Source organism: Gardnerella sp. KA01001 (genome assembly GCF_049244025.1).
GTDB lineage: Bacteria > Actinomycetota > Actinomycetes > Actinomycetales > Bifidobacteriaceae > Bifidobacterium > Bifidobacterium swidsinskii.
The window spans coordinates 849,061-869,622 of the sequence record NZ_CP058366.1 but is presented as its reverse complement, the minus strand read 5'-3'; the positions used below and the strand labels follow the sequence as shown (position 1 = coordinate 869,622).

The window sequence follows — 20,562 nt, the reverse complement described above, 5'->3', positions numbered from 1 at the left end:
CAGACAAAGATAAAAGTAATTATGCACATGCATTATATAGATACTATTAATCAAGTAAAAAATACAAATACGTTTGTAACGCTGTATCCTACAACAAAATTTATATTGACCATATATTTGATAATAGTAGACATTATATTAAATACTTTTTCATTCACATTATACTATTTACGACTTTTATTGTTCCCCTATTTTCTTGCTCTACTTATTCTGATGATTCTATGCGGAATAAAAAAGAATGGATATAAACTTGTAGCAAGTATAGCCATGTTCTCATTATTTGTTGCAATATTTCAAGTTGCTTTCTATAGACAAGGAAATGCAATATTAAATCTTAATTTTTTGCAAATTACAGATACAGCATTGTCTAATTCTATAACGCTTGGAATGAATACCTTAAACATATCAACTATAGTCATATGGTTTTTCCAAATAACTGATATAGAAGATATTACAATATCTTTAAGCAAACTTGGGATGAGCAATAAAATATGTTTCATAATACTTTCTACTTTCCAAACTATTGATTATTTACAAATGCAAATTAAAGCAATCATAATCTCGCAAAAAAGTCGTGGAATAAACTTTAATGGAAATTTAATACGTAGAATTGGCACATTTACTTCGATTTTGCTTCCAGCATTTATTACTTCACTAATAAACATAGAGCAGCGCATAATGATGCTTGATTCAAGAAATTTTTTTAGTTCAGAAAAAAAGACATATATTAAACAGGTTAATCATAATGGTCACGAAAAATTAGTACTAGCAATAGGAACAATTACACTAGTTTTTCTTATTCTAGGAAGAGTAATTTATGGTTATCTCATATAATATTTGCGATTTTTCATACACTTATCCACTTACTTCAAAACCAGCTTTAAGTAACATAACAATACAGATAGAATCAGGGAAAATATATGGAGTAATTGGAGCTAACGCTTCAGGTAAATCAAGTCTATGCTTATCTCTTAAGGGTTATATTCCTCATTTCTATAAGGGAGAATATTCTGGAAAAATACTATTAAACAACACGATTGATTTAGTAAAATCTGATGAAAGTGGCAGCATAGGCTTTGTATTTAGCGATCCTTTTTCACAGTTAAGTCATATTAAAAAAACCGTATTTGAAGAAATTGCATTCAGCTTAGAAAATCGCAACACCCCTACTCAACAAATAGAGAGTCGAGTTACACAAGTTATGCAATTACTTAACATAGAACAGCTTGCGCTTCAAAACCCACTAAGCCTATCTGGCGGGCAAATTCAACGCGTTGCAATCGCTTGCGTTATAGTGAATAATCCAGAAATACTAATTCTTGACGAACCTACTCTACAACTTGATCCAAAAGAAACTAAGAATATTTATAATTTTCTACAAAAATACAAAGATGAAGGACATACTGTAATAATTAGTGAACAAGATACAAATTTGTTAGCAGAATATGCAGATAATATTATTGTTCTTCAAAATGGTTTTATAACCCATTATGGGAATAAATATGATGTTTTTTATGATGAAACCTTCCCTTCTGACTGTATTGATATTCCAGAAGTCGTCAAAATTGTAAAAAAGTTACGTAATTTTGATATTCAAATAACGCCTAACATAACAGATATAAGCAAATTAATAGTTTTATTGAAGGAGAAATGCAATGAGCACCGCAATTAAATTGGACGATGTAAGTTTTCAATATCCTTCAAATGAAAAAATAAAAAATAAGAACAATAATAAACAAGAAAAATCATGCAAAATTCTAAAACACGTAAATGTAGAATTCGAAAGTGGTGAAGTATGCGCAATAATAGGTAGCAATGGAGCAGGGAAAAGCACTTTAGCCAGAATAATAGACAATTTATTACAGCCAACTTCTGGTGACATAACTATCGAAGGAAAACAATATAAAACATTAAAGCAACACGATATTACATCACTCGTTGGTTATATTTTTCAGAATCCAAATGATCAAATTTTTAACAGCACTGTGCATAAAGAGATTACATATGGGATAAAGAATATAAACAATGATCTTTACCGTCGCATTGTGAATCTTACTGGTTTAAACGATAAAGAAAATACAAACCCATTTAATTTGTCATTCTCTGAAAGAAAATTTATTAACATTGCATCTGCACTGCTAAGAGAACCACATATTATTATTATGGATGAAGTGACTGGCGGGTTGGATAAGCTACAAAAAATGCGACTTGTAAAAATACTTAATTATTTACATACGATAAATGTAACAGTATTATTTATTACCCATGACATGGAATTTGCATACAAAAATTGTCAAAATGCTCTCATACTTGATAATGGAAATGTGCTATACAAAGGGAGCATCGAATCTGCATTTCAGAATGTAGAAATAGTAAGACGCGCGCATATTGACCAACCAATCATAGTGCAGATAATGAATGCGCTCGAAATTAACTATATAAATACAGATAATCCTATATGTGCTTTAGCTAAATATATTGCAAATCGCAATAATCATTAATGTATGTGCAATCACAAGTATCAAAATATAAACAAAAATATCAATATTAAGATGCAATGTGAATGCGCAATGAGCATAGCTGAAAAGGATGTAATTCTATATTTAACACGTCATTATTCTTGTGCAAAGCTACAGGCATACCGTGCAACACGGGCATTTCCATAAGATCTACTTCTTCGATTGAGGCCGCACGCAAGATTTTGTTGAGTTTTATTTGTCCACTTGCGCAGCCACCACATGGCTCGTAAATACGCAAGATTATGTCTCCAGAACAATCGTCAGCTAGCTTAACCCAATCTAATGCAATTAGACCTGAGTTTCTATGAATCGTAAACAGCGGATCTACATCTGGAAGCTTATCAATAATTGGCGAATTCAAAAAATCAGCTATACTTAGCACTGAATCCATATTTGCATCAGCAATAAATGACCAAGTAAATTCATGCTTACCTTGATCCGTATTTGGATCTGGGTAAAGAGGCGCAGAAAGCAAAGATAATCTGAGCATAGTTCCACAAGATGAAACATAATCGCCAATAGGAGCAGCATCAGCGCCATAAGTAGACGAATTCGCAACTGCAACAGCATAAGAGGAATCTTCTATACGAACAAACCTATGCGTGCATGATTCAAATTTTGCGTCATCACTACGAGTATTTTTTACTATTGGACGTTCAACTAAACCATATTGACACTCATATTGCGCATTATTTGAACATATAGATGTTGGCATATCTACTTTCAAAAATTGCTCTTTAGCTTTCCAATCAACTTGTGCATGGAAATCAAGTCGTTTAACACATGGCTCTAAAATTATATTTGTTTTAATCTTTATATCTTTTTTACATGCCAAGATTTCAACAGACACACCGCCCGATAAAAGTTCTTTAACATCAGCAATTGAGGAATCATCAATCTTACGATTCCTCATAAATGCATCTCTATCAACATCCCACGCATCCCATTGATACGGCTCATCTTTTAGTATCTCGTATTGCGCCATGCGATAACCAGATGGAATTAGCTCGCGATTAAATTTAATATCTTTAACAGAAGATACTGTGCCATCGCGTTCAATAATCACACTTAAAACACTATTATTAAGAATTATTCCACCATCATTTTTGTGTTTTACAGTTGTTTTATTATTTTTACCGCTTTCATTGCATTGATATAAATTCCAAGCGACCTCATTTTTACCTGTATAAGTCAATAACTTTACATTTTCACGCATACTAATCGCGCTAATAGTGCCAGTCGCACTGTTAGCTTTTACAATCGCATGAGCAATATCTGAGATAATCTTACGTAAACAAGAAATATCTCTAGCATATTCTTCTCTAGCTTGCCTATGAACCCATGCAATAGCAGAGCCTGGAAGAATATCGTGGAACTGGTTCAGTAATAAAGTCTTCCAAATTCTAGTAAGCTCATTGCTATTAAAACGGTATTCTGGCGCATAAACTCGAGCTAAAACAACAAGATATTCAGCTACGCGCAACAATGATTCCTCCATGCGGCAATAGCGCTTCATATCTTGCTGAGAAGTAAGAGTTTTCCTATGCAACTCTAGATAAAGCTCACCTTTAAACACTGGTGTATTACCATTTGAATCGTCAACAATATCTTTTCGTATTTTTTCAAACAACTCATCAGGAGTGCCGAAATCAACTCTAGGAGCACCCTCTAAATTACAATCACGCCTAATACGAGCAGTCATTTCGCGAGTAGGTCCGCCACCGCCATCGCCAAAACCGTATAACAATATTGCGTGATCAGATAAATCTTTATCCAAAAAATTGCGTTGAGAATAAACTAACTCATGCATGCTCACAGCTGAAGCATAAGTATTAGATGGAGGAAAATGAGCTAAAATCCTAGAACCGTCTATTCCTTCCCAAAGGAATGAATGATGCGGGAATTTAGTGGTATCGTTCCAAGAAATCTTTTGAGTTAAAAACCAATCAAATCCAGCGCGGCGAGCAAGTTGAGGCAATGCTCCAGTATAGCCAAAACTGTCTGGGAGCCAAATGCCATGAGGTTCAACACCAAGATGCTCCTTAAAATAGCGCTTACCAAAAGTCATTTGGCGAATTAAAGATTCACCGCATGGCATCATTACATCGGACTCAACCCACATACCACCGACAGGTATAAAACGTCCTTCCTTAATCCTATTTTTCATACGCTCAAACAAATCGGGATGCTCGTTTTCTAGCCACTCGTATTGTTGAGCAGAACTCATAGCATAAGTAAAATCAGGATCCTCATCCATAAGAGCTAAAACGTTAGATATTGTGCGTGCAACCTTTCTATGAGTCTCGCGCACAGGCCATTGCCAAGCAGAATCAATATGAGCATGCCCGACAGCCGTATGCTTTATAGAGCTTGCTGCAGCAGGGCAACTTAATACATTAAACAACTCTTTACGAGCATTTTGAACAGTAGAAAAATCATGCTCATCATATGCGTTTAAGGAGAGCTGTAAAGCTTTAGCTAATTTCCAATAACGCGGATTATCATCATTTAATTCGCGCATCAAAGAACTTACAGTCTCAAGATCTATATAATAATCAAAAATATTACGATTAAAAACGGTAACGTCAACATACTTCAACATATATTGGCATTCGGTTTTTCCAGTAGCACAATCTCCTAAATCAGTAGGAGAAAATGGAGCAGATCCTTCAACAAATGGATTGTCTGCAGCTTCTAAATATAAAGTAAAATTACCATTTTCATCAATACTAACAGAACGATTATTATGTTCATCAATCAATGGAACCCAATGATTACAAGGGTTTACAGCTTTGATAACTCTTCCATCGAGATTATATACTAATCCTTCAGCTTGAAAACCAGGAAAAAGATTGCTAATCCAACCTAAATCAACATTTAGCTCAACTTTGCGCCCTTTTACCTTTGAAAAATCAATCGACCCTGTAACTTCAAACCATGTTGTACCCCAAGTTGTTCCCCAAACACCTGGAACATTAAATGAGCTAAACACAATATCGTTTCTTTTTAGCTTAGAAAAGAATTCGTTAGAAGAAATAGGTTCTCCAGCAATCTCATATGCTCGAATTTTACAGTGCGATAAAACAATATTTATATACGGATATAGGCGTTGTTGCATAACTCTTGTACAGCGATTCAACTGCTGCTCAGGTAATAAAAACATTGTTTCTACACTTCTTTCTTACATAGCTACACATTTATATATAAATCGCGTATCTCGGTATATAAAGACAAAACAAGTAATTGATACATCTTATAGAATTTGCGATTGTAAGTTTTTGCGAGCAGCTTCCATTGAAGTAATTTTTCCTAGAAGCTCAAGCTTTTCCTGACCATCCTTGAGTTTCGCCATACGCGCTCTAGCAGCACCGATCCTACGCATATAGCCAATATCAAGAAGGCGAATAAGCAGCTCGTTTGCATACTTACTTTCTGCACTCGTAGCTTTCCGCAAAAAATCTGAAGGAGATCCGTTTGAAACTTGCTGATTCTGTCGATTGCCGGTATCTTCCAATGTATCTGCAGGAGAAGGAAGCGGCAACGGCATTACAGAAAGTTCTGTAATAACGGATTCAAGCAAAGGACCTGCAGCTTTTGTCATCATGTGCAGCCACAATCCTTGCGAAACATTGCCAACTGGCAATCCACCTGCAGCTACAAATGCCTGAAACAGCGTACGAAATACTGGTGTAATAAAATTATTCAAAGTCAATTGCGCAAATAATTTTTCATCAAAAGCAAGCGGAACTTGCAAAAGTAACGCCATAAATTGTTGTTCGCACATAAATACAGCATCATCCACACGATAATAATGCTGATTTTTAGCAGAACTTTTAATAATTCCCATGCGAGAAGCTTTAAAACCTGCATTACGATCGTCATGAATTTGCTGACCAAAAGGCGGAATAACGTTATGCTTTTGCGCATAAGCATCGTCGTCACGCACTTTCAAACGTCTACGCGCAGACTCAACTTCATTGCGCATAACAGCTAAATCAACGCCAATTGAGCGCACGGCTTTGCGCATATACAAGTCAAGCAGCGAACGGTCTCGAATTTGCGCAATAAGAGGAGCGACAGCCTTTATAGCGCCCATTTGACCAGTAGTGTACGAAGTCTCAAAACGATTAATTACTGTGTCAATAACGAAATCGTATAGCGGACTTGCATGTGCAACAAGCGAACGCACAGCGTCGTCACCGCGCTGAATACGCAAATCGCAAGGATCGAGATTATTGTCTGCTACAGCAACAAAAGTTTGCGTCAAAAACGCAGAATCCAAACCAAAAGCGTGTAGCGCAGCCTTTTGACCTGCAGCATCACCGTCGAAAGTAAAAACGATGCGCGAACTTACAGACTGTCCATCTACCTTCAGCGGACCAACAAGCTGAATTGCACCCAAAGAATCGTCTGCAATAAGGCGGCGCACAATTTTTGCATGCTCAACGCCAAACGCAGTTCCGCAAGTTGCAACTGCAGTATCAATACCAGCTAAATGGCATGCCATAACGTCCGTGTAGCCTTCGACAATTACAACTTGACGCTTTTTTACAATATTTGCTTTAGCTAAGTCAATTCCGTACAAAACTTGCGTTTTTCGATACAGTGCAGTATCGGGAGTGTTAATATATTTTGCGCTAATGGAGTCGTCGTCATAAAGCTTTCTTGCACCAAAGCCAAGAGTTCGACCAGTCGAGTCGCGAATAGGCCAAGTTAAGCGACCGCGGAAATAGTCATATATTCCGCGCTGACCGAGTCTAGCGAGACCAGCATCAAGAAGTTCTTGACGCGTAAAACCTTTATTTGCCAAATATCTAACTAAATTATCCCAGCCTTTAGGCGCGTAACCACAAGAAAAACGCGCACTTTGTTGCGGAGTAAAGTTTCGCCCTGCAAGTAATTCGCGCGCAGGAGCTGCCTCTTTAGTGCCGAGATTTGAAACGAAAAACTTTTGCGCTTCTTCATTTGCTTCTAAAAGCCTGGCTCGTTTAGAACCGCGCGCTTGAGAATCATTATTTTGCTCCTGCTTATAATGCATCTCAATGTGATAACGATCTGCTAAAAACTCGACCGCTTCACGAAAATCAATATTCTCTTTTTGCTCAACGTACTTAAATACATCGCCGCCAGCGCCGCAACCGAAACAGTGCCATACTCCCAAGCTTGGTCGCACACTAAAACTTGGCGTTTTTTCATCGTGGAATGGGCAAAGACCTACAAAAGTGCCAGTTCCGGAAGGCTTAAGCGTCACTGTTGCAGACACAATGTCATACAAATCTGCCGCAGCGCGCACGCGCTCAATGTCTTCTTTCACAATCATTCCAACCATGCTATCTAGCTTATCGCAAATCTGCGGCGAGTGGTAAATTTCTTCGCCAGTGCTGGAAACTCCTAGTGGATTCGTTAGCACAAAGCCGCGTGAAGAGTTGTAGCAGAACCGTCTGTAAGACTTGCTACTTGGTCGATTGCAACACGAAGACGCTCATCATCGTTAGTGCACTCGTTCCAATCTCCCACGAATACTTCCTCCATTGCATCGTGCGAGCGCGGCGACTTGCTCATAAATACTTCTACTAAATCTGTCAAAATTTTCTGTTCGCGCTTATAAACTTCACGCTCTCGAGGGGCGATTATAAAGTGCACAGCTAAGCTTTTCAGCATCACAATTTCGTAGGAAGTATTTTCCGGAATCACAAGGTTTGCTCGGTAGCGAACAAGCGGACCGTTGCCATAACGCTCACGCGTAGCGTGCTCAACAGAGCTTGCAAAACGACCAATAAGAGCACTAGTAATATTTTTCAGCTGCGCTAGCGCTCGACGAGAACCGTCGAAAGAATTAGGAAACATGTGAAGCGAGCGCAAACGTTTCAAAGCATCCAAAAGTTTATCTACATCCCAACGCTCACCATACCATGCGTGGGTTTCTTCAATAACTTCATCTACAACTTTTGAATCTGCAACTAAAGCCGGATTAAAAGCGCCGGTTACAATCGCATCCTCAATATCATGCACACTGTAAGCAATGTCGTCTGAAAGATCCATTATTTGACATTCCATTGGTTTTGCTTCGCATGGAGCACCAATTTTCAGCCATTCAAACACATCTCGATCATCCGGATATACGCAGAATTTCAAATCACGCTCGCCTTTATCGTGTGCTTTTGCTTCTTCTAATCCCCACGGATACTTCACTGCAGCATCTAATGCTGCGCGCGTAAGATTTACTCCTGCACTACTGCCGTTTTCACGAAAAACTTTCGGTTCCAAGCGCGTAAGTAAGCGAAGAGTTTGTGCGTTTCCTTCAAATCCACCAATATTTTTCGCTAATTCTGCGAGCGCGCGTTCCCCGTTATGGCCAAATGGTGGGTGCCCTAAGTCGTGCGATAAACAAGCGCAATCAACAACATCCGGATCGCATCCAAGCATTGCTGCAATTTGCCTACCAATTTGCGCAACTTCCAAAGTATGTGTCAAGCGAGTGCGAGCAAAATCATCCGAGCCTGCAACTAAAACCTGGCTTTTTGCACCCAATCGACGAAGAGCAGACGAGTGTATGATTCGCGCGCGATCTCGTTCAAAAGGCGTTCTCACACGAGTGTGATGAGGCTCACTCGCCCAGCGCTCAGTATCATGCAAATCGTATTCGCCAACGATCTCATTATCCGATGCAATTACTTCGTTGCACATACAGCACCTCTTTTATTTGCAATTAAGGCTATTATTAACCTTCTAAAACAAGCAGTAACAAGTTATATAAGACTTTTTGCGTCCAGTTTTGCAATATCGCTAGAAGATAGCACTTCGTAAGCGTTGCGGTAAAGCCTCGGCACGCGAGCGCCAATTCCAGTCATAATTTCGTAGCTGATTGTTCCTGCAGCTTCTGCCCAATCGTCTGCAGTAGGCTCGGCAAATTCCAAGCCTCTTCCAGGACCAAAAAGCGTTACAGTATTGCCTTCCAGAACACCTAACTCTGAAGCATCGCCTTTTAAATCAACTATGAACTGATCCATGCAAACTCGCCCAGAAACGTTCACAATTCGAGCACCATTCTTTGTTTCTACTCTAACCGGACCGCCTGGCTTATTAACATGACGCGCACCTTGCATATCGAATCCGGAAGCAGATCGCAAAATGCCGTCAGCGTAACCAAGAGGCACAATAGCAGTACTCGTATTATTTGGAGTTAAATACGTGCGTCCGTAGGAAATTCCATGCCCTTCTTCTACAGTTTTTACAGTTCCAAGTTGCGCTTGAAGCGTCATAGCAGGCTGCAATCCGTAGGTTTGGGAATTTCCCATTGCAGGATCCGGCTCGTAGCCGTACAAACCAATTCCTGGACGAACAAGTTCAAAACGAATTTCAGGACGGTTAAGCGTTGCAGCAGTATTCGCTAAATGGCGGATTTTAGGAGCAACCGATGCTTCTTTCATGCGTTTCGTAAACTCGTGGAATTGTTGGATTTGACGGTCGGTTGCATCTACAAATTCTGGAACGTCAGGAGAATCTGCTACAGCTAAGTGACTCCATTGGCCAATAACCTCGATTACGCCTTCACTAGAGTATTGTTGCAATTTTTCTAGAGCGGCACAAAAACCTTCTGGCGTAAAACCGTTTCGTCCAAAACCAGTATCGACTTTTACGTGCACGCGAGCAGGTTTACCTAACTTTCGTGCAGCAAAAGCCACAGCATCAAGCGAGTCAATAGAGCCTACAGAAATATCGATATCTGCTGTAATCAAATCTGCAAATCTCGTAGTTGGAGCGCTAGTAAGCCAAGTGAGAATATGACAACGGCTAGAATCAATACCAACTGCACGCAAACGTAACGCCTCGTACGGTTGAGCTGTGCCAAGCCAAGTAGCGCCTCCAGCTAAAGCCGCGAGCGCACTAGGAATAAGCCCGTGGCCGTATCCGCCTGCTTTTACGACTCCCATAACTTCCGGCGCATTCTGACCAGGCTGCAAATCTTGCGAAACGCGCGCAACCAAAGTGCGCATATTGTCTCGAAGTGTCTTCAAATCAACAATTACCTGCCCAGGGTATACGCTTAACGCGCGAGCATAGTTTGCTTCTAACATTGCCGCATTACTTGCACTATTACTTGCCGCATTACTTAAATCTGTACTCATAACTCACCTAACCGATTTAGTATGCTTTTAATGCTACATGCTCTTTTGCATACTCTCTATAAGCTTTTTAAGAACACATGCGCATTCATATGACATGATTAAGCGTTTGCAACCATTGGTATGCAATACGTACTGCACTGTGTGCACGATCTGGAATAACGACCAACCCACAACGACTAAAACCCGCACGCGTAATTACTTTTTGCATAATCACGTTATCTGGATGCGTGTCAATGCGCACATTATTATAGTTTTCTTGCACCCAATGCAAGCACGCTGTTGCCATTTTGGGTTTTATTCCTGAAGATGCTAAGCGGTGAATTGTTACATAAGGAGAAATATCATCAAGCCACGCACCGTCAATACTGTCATACACTTCATCAACACCTTCGCATAATGCGAATTGCGCTAGAATACGCTCGTTATGCGATTCTGGATCCTCGTCAACAATCAAATAGAAACGTTTTAAACGAATATCCTCAATAACACTTGAAACAAGTGGAAAACTATTCCCCCACTGATGAGGATTGCCTGTAACACGCATAAATTTGCGAGCATTTTCATAAATATGCTCAATATCTCGCAAGTCACCAAGAGTTGCTTTTCTTAATGTTATATCTTCCATGCCAACCTCTAAAAGAAACCAAATAAAACTACGCAAAAATTACGCAAAACTAGCTAATTATTACTTACACAAGTTTGCGCTCAAAAGGATTCGAGCTAATTCCCTTCGCTAGAATATCTTTACACCATTGACTAGCACCAAATAAACTGTGGTCTCTATAGTTGCCGCAAGATTCAATAGTTGTTGCAGGAACATCATCCCAGGTGGCATTAAACGCAATAAACTCAAGAGATTCCTTTAAAGCGCGCGCCACATCTTCTGTGCTATGTTCACCCCAAGTTAGCAGATGAAAACCAGTTCTGCAACCAAAAGGTGAGCAATCAATATAGCCATCAATACGCTCGCGAAGTAACACTGCAATCATATGCTCAATTGTGTGCAAAGCTGCAGTAGGAATCGCTTCCTCATTAGGCTGCGTTAAACGAATATCATAGTTGGAAATAACATCCCCATTAGGACCTTTTTGCGTATTGATATAGCGCACATAAGGTGCTTTTACTTTAGTATGATCTAGTTCAAAACTTTCTGGTCTAGGTCTAGACGCATCCTGCTTATTCATAAGTATTCCCTTCGCTTAACTACACAATAAACAACGTACTCTTTACGTACTAAGTACTTCTATAGTAGACGGTAGTTGCCTAATTAGTTGAAAGATTTATTAGTTGAAAGATTTATTTACATGCTTGCTGCGTTTACAAGAGCACGAGTATAGTCATTTTGTGGATTATTGAGCACATCATTTACACTGCCACATTCCACAACTTTTCCTTCATTAAGAACAATAACTCGCGTTGCTAAATGCCGAATCATACCCAAATCATGACTTACAAATATGCATGACATGTTTTTGCGCTCAGAGCGAATGGATGCAAAAGCGTCTAAAATGCGAGTTCTTTCAGCAACGTCAATTGCACTCATAGGCTCATCAGCAAGCAAAACTCGAGGATTATTGATTAGTGCGCGAGCAATACAAACACATTGCGCTTGACCGCCAGAAAGCTCGTGAGGGTGACGTTCCAAAAAATCTTCAGGCTTTAAGCCTACTAATTTCAGCATTTCACAAACACGCTGTTCAATAGTTACATCGTCTATTTTAAGCGATTTTCGCCATATTCTAAGAGGCTCAGCAACACTTTTTTGAACTGTCCAGTGTGGATCCAATGCAGCAAACGGATGCTGAAATACAAGCGACGATTCGCGTCTCATAAGCGTACAAGCATTTTTATTTACTTCTAATAAATTTGCATTATTTACGATTTCACCGCAATAAGTAACGTTACCTTCGCAAAGAGTTTCAAGCCCCAACATAGCGCGTATAAGAGTTGTTTTGCCGGAACCAGATCCGCCAATAATCGCCAAAGATTCGCCAATATTAAGATTTAAATCTACACCGCTTAACACTTCAGCACGAGTTTTTGCTCGACCTAAAGTAACGTGAATATTTTTTGCATTTATAAGCGAATTTTCTTCACTGTTGCCAATATGGGAATTAAATTTCTTAAAATCAGCGTTTTCAGAATCAACGTTTGCAGAACCAGTATTTGCAGAACCCACTTTTGCAAAATCTAAATTTTTAGAACCCAAATTTTGCGCTCTAAAAGTCAACTTTTTAGCAGCACTCACTAATTGTTTAGTAGAAGAAATACGCGGATTATCAAGCAAATTCTTAACATTTTCACTATCGACCACACGCCCAGAATCGAGCACATAGCAACGATTAGCAGCATGCGAAAGCACAGAAAAATCGTGCGTTACAAAAAGCATTGAAGCGCCCATATCATCTACAAGTGAAGCAAGCATTCGCACAACTTCACTTTGTGTAACCGAGTCAAGCGCAGTAGTAGGCTCATCAGCCAAAATCAAACGCGGAGAGGTAATCAAAGCTGTAGCAATACCAACTCGCTGCTGTTGACCTCCAGAAAGCTCAAACGTGCGTTGAGATGCGAGATTTTTCGACAACCCTACTTTTTCAAGCATCATGCATACTCGATTGTGAATATCGTCATCATCTAGATTGTAATGTATTCGCAAAGGCAAAGAAATTTGTTTTTCAACGCTTAACATTGGATTAAGTGCTCTATTAGCTTGCTGAAATACTACACCAACGTATTTTCCACGAATAGAAGCTAAATTTTCATCTTTTGCTTTCACTGTTTGAAGATTGCCAAGCATACAAGAGCCTGAAATTTCAGCATTTGACGGCAATAATCCAGTTATAGCTCGAATTAGCATAGATTTGCCAGAGCCAGAAGAACCAACTAAGCCAACACGCTCACCGTCAGAAATCTCAATTGATACGTTGTCAAGAATTAGTTTTCCGCCAAGTTTTAGCGTGAGATTTTGAATATTTAAGCTCATTTTTCCCCTACTTTATTCGTACTTTTTGATGAAGGATCTAAAACTTTGCGCAATACGTCACCAAAAAGATTAAGAGCAACAACAACTACAGTCACAATCAAACCTGGCCAGACAACCGATAAAGGATTTACGTGAATTAACGAAACAGAAGTAGCCAACACGCGCCCCCAGCTAGGAACTCCAGCAGGAACTCCAATACCCAAGTATGTTAAGCCACTTTCAGCCAAAATAACAGTTCCTGCAGAAAGAGAAAGCTCAACAAATGCAACAGGAATAATATTTGGTAAAACATGATGAATAAGAACATATTTACGCGATGAACCTTGCAAAACAGCTGAAGTCACATAATCAGATTGCAACGCAAGCTGCGCACTCGGCCGTACAATACGTGCTAAATTCAAGCCATAGCCAGTTCCACAAGCAATAACAATCACAACAACACTAGCTCCAAACGGAACTGCAAGCATAAGCGCAATTAAAACAGTTGGAATAGAAATCAATGCGTCAACAGACATAATACTTATTGTGCGAACAATTTGTGAACTAGAAATCATAAAGCTCAAAACAATAAACCCAACACAAGCAGCAACTAGAACAGTAGAAAAAACGAGAATCAGCTCAATTCTTGAACCTGCCATAAGCCAACTAAGCATATCCGAACCAGTGCCGTCCGTACCAAGCCAATGCGAAAAAGACGGCTTCTGCCATACTTTAAAACCGTTAGTTTCTAAAAGTGAGTACGGAGTCCATAAAAGCGAAAGCAAAGCAACAAAAAACCATATTGCAAACGTTAAACACACAAATTTACCGAAAGTAGCATTCCATACGCGCTTACATAAAGTAGATTTTACTTTGATACTTTTTTTAAACATATTGCACATAAAAACTCACCTTATTCGCATGTTAGATTCAACAATAGGAAATTAATTCAAACTATCTTTAGATAACCTAGGGTCAAGTAGTCGGTGCGTAATGTCAACTACAAAGCCGATTAGTAAGAACAATGCAGCAAGCATAAAAAGCTCACCTTGCACTGCAATTAGATCGCGCAAACCAACATCTCGAACCATTCCCGTACCAATACCAGGTAAGGAAAACAGGTTTTCAATAACCATCACACCCATAACCATATGAGCGAAAGTTAAACCAATAACAGATACGAGTTGAGGAAGAGCAAGCCGCAAACCAACACGCCACACAACTTGTTTGCGAGTCATTCCGCAAGCCATAGCTTGAGAAGCTACTTCACTTTTAACAATATTTTCAACAGTTGCAGCAGTGTAACGCATAAAACTAGAGCCAACAATAAGTCCGACTGTAAGAGCCGGAATAAGAAGAGACGCAAAAGCTTCAGGAAATTCGCTCCAGCCATCTGTAGGGAAACCTTGAGTTGGCAGCAAGCTGAACACGCCAATACCGCGTCCTAATAGCAAAATAAGTAGCATGCAACCCCATAATGCTGGAACAGAGCCTGCTGTAATAGCCAAAAAGCGCGTAATTGCCTGTGAAAGTTTGCCTTCATGAGTAATTTGCAAACATCCAAGTGAAATACCAACTACTAAAGCAATAAACAGACCCAAAAGAATCAGCGGAAAAGTAATAGAAGCACGCATCGCAATAATTGAACTTACAGAACGACCAGTCAACATAGACATGCCAAAGTCACCGCGGAAAACACCACAAATCCAGTCAACATACTGCGTAAAAAGTGGCTTATTAATACCAAGTTCTGCTCTAAGCTCCTCTACTTTTCCGCGAGGAGCGTTTAAGCCGGCCATAACTTGCGCAACATCGCCTGGAAGTACACGTAACGATATGAAAATAACTACAGAAATGCCAAGTAAAGCAAGAAGAAACAGCAATACTCTGTAGCAAATCATACGAAACATAAAATGCCTACTTTCTATGTTCTTCTAGTCGAAACACACCACAAATACACAAATTCGGACACTAGTGCAGTTTGCGCGCTGCGCGAGTGTCTTATTTTGCCCATTTTGGGACACTCACGCAGATTACATACTGCGCGAGTGTCTCTGATTAGTGGTTTTCGGACACGCGCGCAGTTTCATTTCTACATTAGAAACTAGATGGCGACTAGCAAATAAAAATCAACTAAGTCGCAGGTTGTATAGCGGCAAAATCTCTTGATTCATGTCAAAAGGCATTCCTTCAAGATTCTTCACTTTCGCAGTTACAACGCGATAGTTGAACAGCCAATCAGCAGGAGCATCCTCGCTAATAATTCGCGCAGCTTGAGCAAGCAATTTGTTTGACTCTTTAGGATCCGCACAAAGCATAGCTTTAGCATACAAATCCTGGACTTGCTTATTGTCGTATCCGTAGTAATACGTAGGATCCGCCCACTGCCCAAAATCGTGACTCTCATTGTGATCAACCATCGACAAATCATACTGCTTATTCTTATAAACATCCTGAAGCCAAGTAGTAAACTCAACAATATTAACTTTCAAATTGATTCCAATAGGCTTCAATTGCGAGCGCAGCTGATCGCCAATTTGCGTGCCGTAAATATTCGGATAAGTAAGCGTCAAATCCATAGGATGTGATTCGTCAAATCCGACTTCCTTCATTAACGCCTTAGCGCGATGCAAATCATGTGGATACAGCTTAGTTAAATCCTCATAACCAGGGTCAAGAGAAGGAATTGGACCGCCAAGAGCTAAATCCGTTCCGCCACGAGATGCAATAATTTGCTTGTGATCAATCGCGTAACGAATAGCTTTGCGCACGCGCTTATCTTTAGTACGTTCGCCTTTCATATTCATCGCTAGAACAAATTTATCTGTGCCATTACCTGCACTTACATCGTAACGCTTGGAATCATCTTTAAAAGGCTTAGCAAGTTGACCAGAAATAGGAGCCAACGCTTGCACAGAGCCGGAAGAAAGTGCGTCAACTGCTGCGTTATCGTCAACAAAGTAGCGAACTACTATCTTATTAGTTTGCGCACGATGAATACCTTTATAACGCGGATTTGCTTTTAAAACAACACGATCATTTGGCACAAATTTGTCAATTAGATACGGTCCAGAACCGACTGCTTGAGTTTTTGCATCATACTTTGCGTTTTTATCAAAAACTAAACCTGAACGACTGCAAAGTGCCCACAAAAGCTTAGCATTTGGCTCTTTAAGAGTGATTTCAAACGTGTAATCATCTTTTGCTTTAGCAGACTCAACTTTTCCAACCATGTTAGAGCCGCGATATTTTTTAGCAATAAGCTCGTTAAACGACCATTCCGCATCATGCGCAGTAAGTCTATCGCCATTAGAAAATACAGCGCCCTTACGCATGTGGAATGTGTAACGCAAACCATCTTTACTTATTTCCCAGCTTTGAGCTAACGAAGGAACTACCTGATTAATATCATTGCGAGCAACTAAGCCTTCATACACGTTACCAATAAGCAACTGGTCAAGCGATGAACCTGATTGGTTACGGATATCAAGATTCGTAGGAGCTAACTTTAGACCTATAGATACAGTTTTGTTCGAAATTTCCGATACTGAATTTGATTTATTTGGTTTATTAGATGTAGTAAGAGTTGCAAAAATTGCACTAAACACCACTACCAAAACAATAGCTAAGCTAAATAGCCATATCTTGCCCATTTTGCGTTTCGAGCCTGAATAAGCATATTTTTCAGCTTCATTCAGCGAAGAGTCAGTGCTCGCAGCGAAAGAAGTGCTTTTGTTAGCTTCATCGTTAGTTTTACCGGAGAATTTTTCAGTCGCGCCGTTTTCTTCGTGCACGCTTTCCTCAGGTTTGCTGTTAGACATACCATAAACCTTTCTTAATGGCATATAAACATTATTTATTTGTTATTATTTATTTTTTATTTATTCTTTATTTATTCTTTATTTATTCTTTATTTATTCTTTATTTATTCTTTATTTATTCTTTATTTATTCTTTATTTATTCTTTATTTATTCTTTATTTATTCTTTATTTATTTTTGTCTTATAGCTCGCCGCTTTATTGGAAATGCACATTTGCAAACATAACTATTTGCATACCACATAAACCCAAATACAAGTCGACTGCATTACTAATCGTAGTCGATTGACAAGCCAGTCTCACCTATGGCGCGTCCAAAAAATCAAATCATATTTTGTATATTTTTGTAATATTTTTATACCAATACATATGAGATATATCCTACGAATGTGGTTAAATTCCAACAGAACGTAAACTTGCAAACGTACGCAATAATCGACATAAGATTACAGCGTAGAAGCGCGCAAATTCACGAAATATTAAGATGCATACACGTAATATGTTAAAACTAAAGCGAGGAATGATGGCTGAGAACTTGAATACTACGGTAACTGTGAACGAATCCTCGGATCCGCAAAATAAAAGCGGCGAAGACCGTACAGCATTGAACCGCCAATTGGCGCAAATGCTTAAGGGTGGCGTAATTATGGACGTCACCACCCCAGAGCAGGCGCGAATTGCTGAAGATTCTGGCGCATGCGCAGTTATGGCTTTGGAGCGTATTCCTGCCGATATTCGTGCAGCAGGCGGCGTTTCTCGTATGAGCGACCCGGCTATGATCCACGGCATTCAAGAGGCTGTGTCTATTCCTGTTATGGCAAAATGCCGTATCGGTCACTTTGTTGAAGCACAAGTGCTTGAGGCTATCGAGATCGACTACATCGACGAAAGCGAAGTGCTTTCTCCAGCCGACGACGTGTATCACATCAATAAGCGCGATTTTGCTGTGCCTTTCGTTTGCGGCGCTAAGGATTTGGGTGAAGCTTTGCGCAGAATCAACGAAGGCGCTTCCATGATTCGCACTAAGGGCGAGCCAGGAACTGGAGACGTGATTCAAGCTGTGCGTCACATGCGCATGATGAATTCCGCAATTCGTAAGCTTACAAGCATGCGCGAGGATGAGCTTTTTGAAGAAGCCAAAAATTTGCGCGTGCCTTTCGAACTCGTAAAATACGTTGCACAAAACGGCAAGCTCCCTGTTGTTAACTTCGCAGCCGGCGGCGTTGCTACCCCAGCCGACGCTGCTTTAATGATGCAGCTTGGTGCCGAAGGCGTATTCGTTGGCTCCGGTATCTTTAAGTCTGGAGACCCAGCAAAGCGTGCTGCAGCAATCGTTAAAGCTGTAACTAATTACAAGGACGCCAAGATGATTGCTAAGCTTTCCGAAAACTTGGGCGAAGCTATGGTTGGTATTAACGAGCAGGAAATCAAGCTTTTAATGGCTGAGCGAGGCGAGTAATTTTGTCAAACTCACCTACCAATACTGATAACTCCGCTCATACTGTAGCAGTTTTAGCTGTTCAAGGTGCTTTTCTTGAACATCGCTTAATGCTTGAAAAATTAGGCGCACACGTTATTGAACTTCGTCAAGCGCGCGACTTGGAGCAGTCTTTTGACCGCTTAGTACTTCCGGGCGGCGAAAGCACTGTGCAAGCTAAGCTTCTTCGTGAGCAAAATATGCTCGAACCTTTGCGTGAGCGCATTGCAGGAGGAATGCCTGTTCTTGGCACTTGCGCAGGTTTGATTTTGCTTGCGAAAAACGTGGAAGGTGACGAAGTAAACGGTTTTGGCACTTTAGACGTAACAGTTAAGCGCAATGCTTACGGACGTCAGCTCGGAAGCTTCCATTGCGAGGCTGAGTTTGGTGAGCTAGGCAATGTGCCGATGACGTTTATTCGCGCACCTTACATTGCAGAAGTAGGCTCTAATGCCAAAGCTCTTGCAACTGTAGAAGGTCATGTTGTCGCCGCGCGCCAAGGAAAGCAAATCGGCACATCCTTCCACCCGGAGCTTGACAACGATACGCGAATCCATCAGCTTTTCCTGGATTTGTAAATTGGATTCGTAACTCCGGCAAATGTCCCATAAAACAGCCAACGCTCGCGCGAGCGTTGGCTGTTTTTCGTTACTCACGCAGAACGCAATCTGCAATAACAACACACTTTTTTAACGCGGACGTCAAAAACTTTGAATTTTATGTAATTTACATAGTAAACGTATACATGCGGTAAACGTAATGCAATCGTAATACAAAGTAAAACGTTTATATAATATTGTAAAACAGTGTAACACATTGTAGAATGTAATAAAAGTTGATAGCTGAATATCACAAAAAGCTAGAAAAACAAATCAAAATTAAACAAAATTAACGAGTCAAGAAAACTAACGCGCTTATAGAAGCAAAAATTATAAGTATAAAATCAAGGAAGCATATTATGGCAATCAGCGCAACAGCAACGAAATCAAACACTGCAGCGAAAACCGCGAGCATCAACGTACGCGTCACCAAGGATGTTAAAGCGCAGGCAGAAGAATTATTCGCCAGCTTCGGCATAACTCTTAGCGAAGCAATAAACATGTTCTTACACAAATCACTTATGGTAGAAGGACTCCCATTCGACTTAAAACAGCCAAAATACAATAAAGAAACAATCGCCGCGTTTAAGGAAGCAAATGATATTCTATCCGGAAAAGTTCCAGCAAAACGCTATAACTCAGTATCCGAGATGATGGACGACGTTTTTAAGGAAGATTAATTATGCTTACTTTGACATACACTTCACAGTTTAAAAAAGACATGAAGAGAATCAGAAAGCGCGGATACGATACACATCTTGTTAATATACTACTTGAGAAGTTGCGCAACGAAGAGATTCTTGACGAAACGTACCAAGATCATCCTCTTAAAGGAAAATATTTAGGCTTCCGTGAATGCCATGTAAAATCAGACTGGCTATTGATTTACATAATTAAGGAAAACGAGCTTGTTCTAACAGCATCTCGCACGGGAACACACTCAGACGTATTCAACGAGTAGCACTGCGAGTTGCTAAGCGTTGAAATCACAGTGTGCTTTCAACGCAAGCGAGGCCTGCCTTAGTCTCAATTGACGAAGGCAGGACAGATTTGTGTG

17 protein-coding genes are annotated in these 20,562 nt (G+C 40.0%); 7 read left to right on the top strand and 10 right to left on the bottom strand.

The window, feature by feature from the left end; translation table 11 throughout:
- The first annotated feature begins 27 nt into the window (after positions 1 to 27).
- From HXT59_RS03510 to HXT59_RS03500, 3 genes are read left to right on the top strand one after another with little or no spacing between them, the layout of a single operon-like run.
- Entirely contained in the window at positions 28 to 834 is an 807-nt protein-coding gene (locus HXT59_RS03510) for an energy-coupling factor transporter transmembrane component T (RefSeq protein ID WP_012914362.1), read from the top strand.
- Positions 818 to 1,672, top strand: a complete 855-nt coding sequence (locus HXT59_RS03505; RefSeq protein ID WP_041160522.1) for an energy-coupling factor ABC transporter ATP-binding protein — start codon at positions 818 to 820, stop codon at positions 1,670 to 1,672. Before HXT59_RS03510 ends, HXT59_RS03505 begins: the two co-directional genes overlap by 17 nt.
- Entirely contained in the window at positions 1,656 to 2,501 is an 846-nt protein-coding gene (locus HXT59_RS03500; RefSeq protein ID WP_012914363.1) for an energy-coupling factor ABC transporter ATP-binding protein, read from the top strand. The genes HXT59_RS03505 and HXT59_RS03500 overlap by 17 nt, the downstream gene beginning before the upstream one ends.
- Before the next feature lie 46 nt (positions 2,502 to 2,547).
- Here HXT59_RS03500 and HXT59_RS03495 read toward each other — a convergent pair whose 3' ends face one another.
- The 10 genes from HXT59_RS03495 to HXT59_RS03450 form a co-directional block, all read right to left on the bottom strand.
- Positions 2,548 to 5,682 (bottom strand): alpha-mannosidase, encoded by a 3,135-nt coding sequence (locus tag HXT59_RS03495; protein WP_162863112.1) that lies wholly within the window; start codon positions 5,680 to 5,682, stop codon positions 2,548 to 2,550.
- 90 nt (positions 5,683 to 5,772) lie between these two features.
- On the bottom strand, positions 5,773 to 7,929 hold the full coding sequence (gene dnaG, locus HXT59_RS03490; RefSeq protein ID WP_415707498.1) for a DNA primase: 2,157 nt from the start codon (positions 7,927 to 7,929) through the stop codon (positions 5,773 to 5,775).
- Positions 7,923 to 9,206, bottom strand: coding sequence for a deoxyguanosinetriphosphate triphosphohydrolase (locus tag HXT59_RS03485; RefSeq protein WP_076002958.1), 1,284 nt, complete (start codon positions 9,204 to 9,206; stop codon positions 7,923 to 7,925). Before HXT59_RS03485 ends, dnaG begins: the two co-directional genes overlap by 7 nt.
- Before the next feature lie 62 nt (positions 9,207 to 9,268).
- Positions 9,269 to 10,648: an alanine racemase gene (gene alr, locus HXT59_RS03480; protein WP_421784116.1), complete on the bottom strand. Its 1,380-nt coding sequence runs from the start codon at positions 10,646 to 10,648 to the stop codon at positions 9,269 to 9,271.
- Between the two features lie 85 nt (positions 10,649 to 10,733).
- On the bottom strand, positions 10,734 to 11,273 hold the full coding sequence (locus HXT59_RS03475) for a GNAT family N-acetyltransferase (RefSeq protein ID WP_421784114.1): 540 nt from the start codon (positions 11,271 to 11,273) through the stop codon (positions 10,734 to 10,736).
- A gap of 64 nt (positions 11,274 to 11,337) precedes the next feature.
- Entirely contained in the window at positions 11,338 to 11,832 is a 495-nt protein-coding gene (locus tag HXT59_RS03470; protein WP_415685139.1) for an S-ribosylhomocysteine lyase, read from the bottom strand.
- A gap of 116 nt (positions 11,833 to 11,948) precedes the next feature.
- A complete protein-coding gene (locus HXT59_RS03465) occupies positions 11,949 to 13,631 on the bottom strand; it encodes an ABC transporter ATP-binding protein (protein WP_421784112.1) in 1,683 nt (560 codons plus the stop codon).
- Positions 13,628 to 14,512: an ABC transporter permease gene (locus HXT59_RS03460; RefSeq protein ID WP_415693201.1), complete on the bottom strand. Its 885-nt coding sequence runs from the start codon at positions 14,510 to 14,512 to the stop codon at positions 13,628 to 13,630. The genes HXT59_RS03465 and HXT59_RS03460 overlap by 4 nt, the downstream gene beginning before the upstream one ends.
- 42 nt (positions 14,513 to 14,554) lie before the next feature.
- Entirely contained in the window at positions 14,555 to 15,520 is a 966-nt protein-coding gene (locus HXT59_RS03455) for an ABC transporter permease (RefSeq protein ID WP_033888459.1), read from the bottom strand.
- 219 nt (positions 15,521 to 15,739) lie between these two features.
- On the bottom strand, positions 15,740 to 17,431 hold the full coding sequence (locus tag HXT59_RS03450; protein ID WP_033888460.1) for an ABC transporter substrate-binding protein: 1,692 nt from the start codon (positions 17,429 to 17,431) through the stop codon (positions 15,740 to 15,742).
- Positions 17,432 to 18,054: 623 nt separating this feature from the next.
- Here HXT59_RS03450 and pdxS point away from each other — a divergent pair.
- The 4 genes from pdxS (at position 18,055) to HXT59_RS03430 (ending at position 20,466) form a co-directional block, all read left to right on the top strand.
- Positions 18,055 to 18,888, top strand: coding sequence for a pyridoxal 5'-phosphate synthase lyase subunit PdxS (pdxS, locus tag HXT59_RS03445; RefSeq protein ID WP_050397242.1), 834 nt, complete (start codon positions 18,055 to 18,057; stop codon positions 18,886 to 18,888).
- Positions 18,889 to 18,890: 2 nt separating this feature from the next.
- Positions 18,891 to 19,484 carry a pyridoxal 5'-phosphate synthase glutaminase subunit PdxT gene (pdxT, locus tag HXT59_RS03440; RefSeq protein WP_004108408.1) on the top strand — a complete coding sequence of 198 codons (594 nt, stop codon included), beginning with the start codon at positions 18,891 to 18,893 and terminating at the stop codon, positions 19,482 to 19,484.
- 380 nt (positions 19,485 to 19,864) lie between these two features.
- Positions 19,865 to 20,185, top strand: a complete 321-nt coding sequence (locus HXT59_RS03435) for a type II toxin-antitoxin system RelB/DinJ family antitoxin (protein ID WP_050770715.1) — start codon at positions 19,865 to 19,867, stop codon at positions 20,183 to 20,185.
- Between the two features lie 2 nt (positions 20,186 to 20,187).
- The gene (locus tag HXT59_RS03430) at positions 20,188 to 20,466 is read left to right on the top strand and encodes a type II toxin-antitoxin system YafQ family toxin (RefSeq protein ID WP_004108415.1); all 279 of its coding nucleotides are present in this window, start codon (positions 20,188 to 20,190) and stop codon (positions 20,464 to 20,466) included.
- The last annotated feature ends 96 nt before the right edge of the window (positions 20,467 to 20,562 follow it).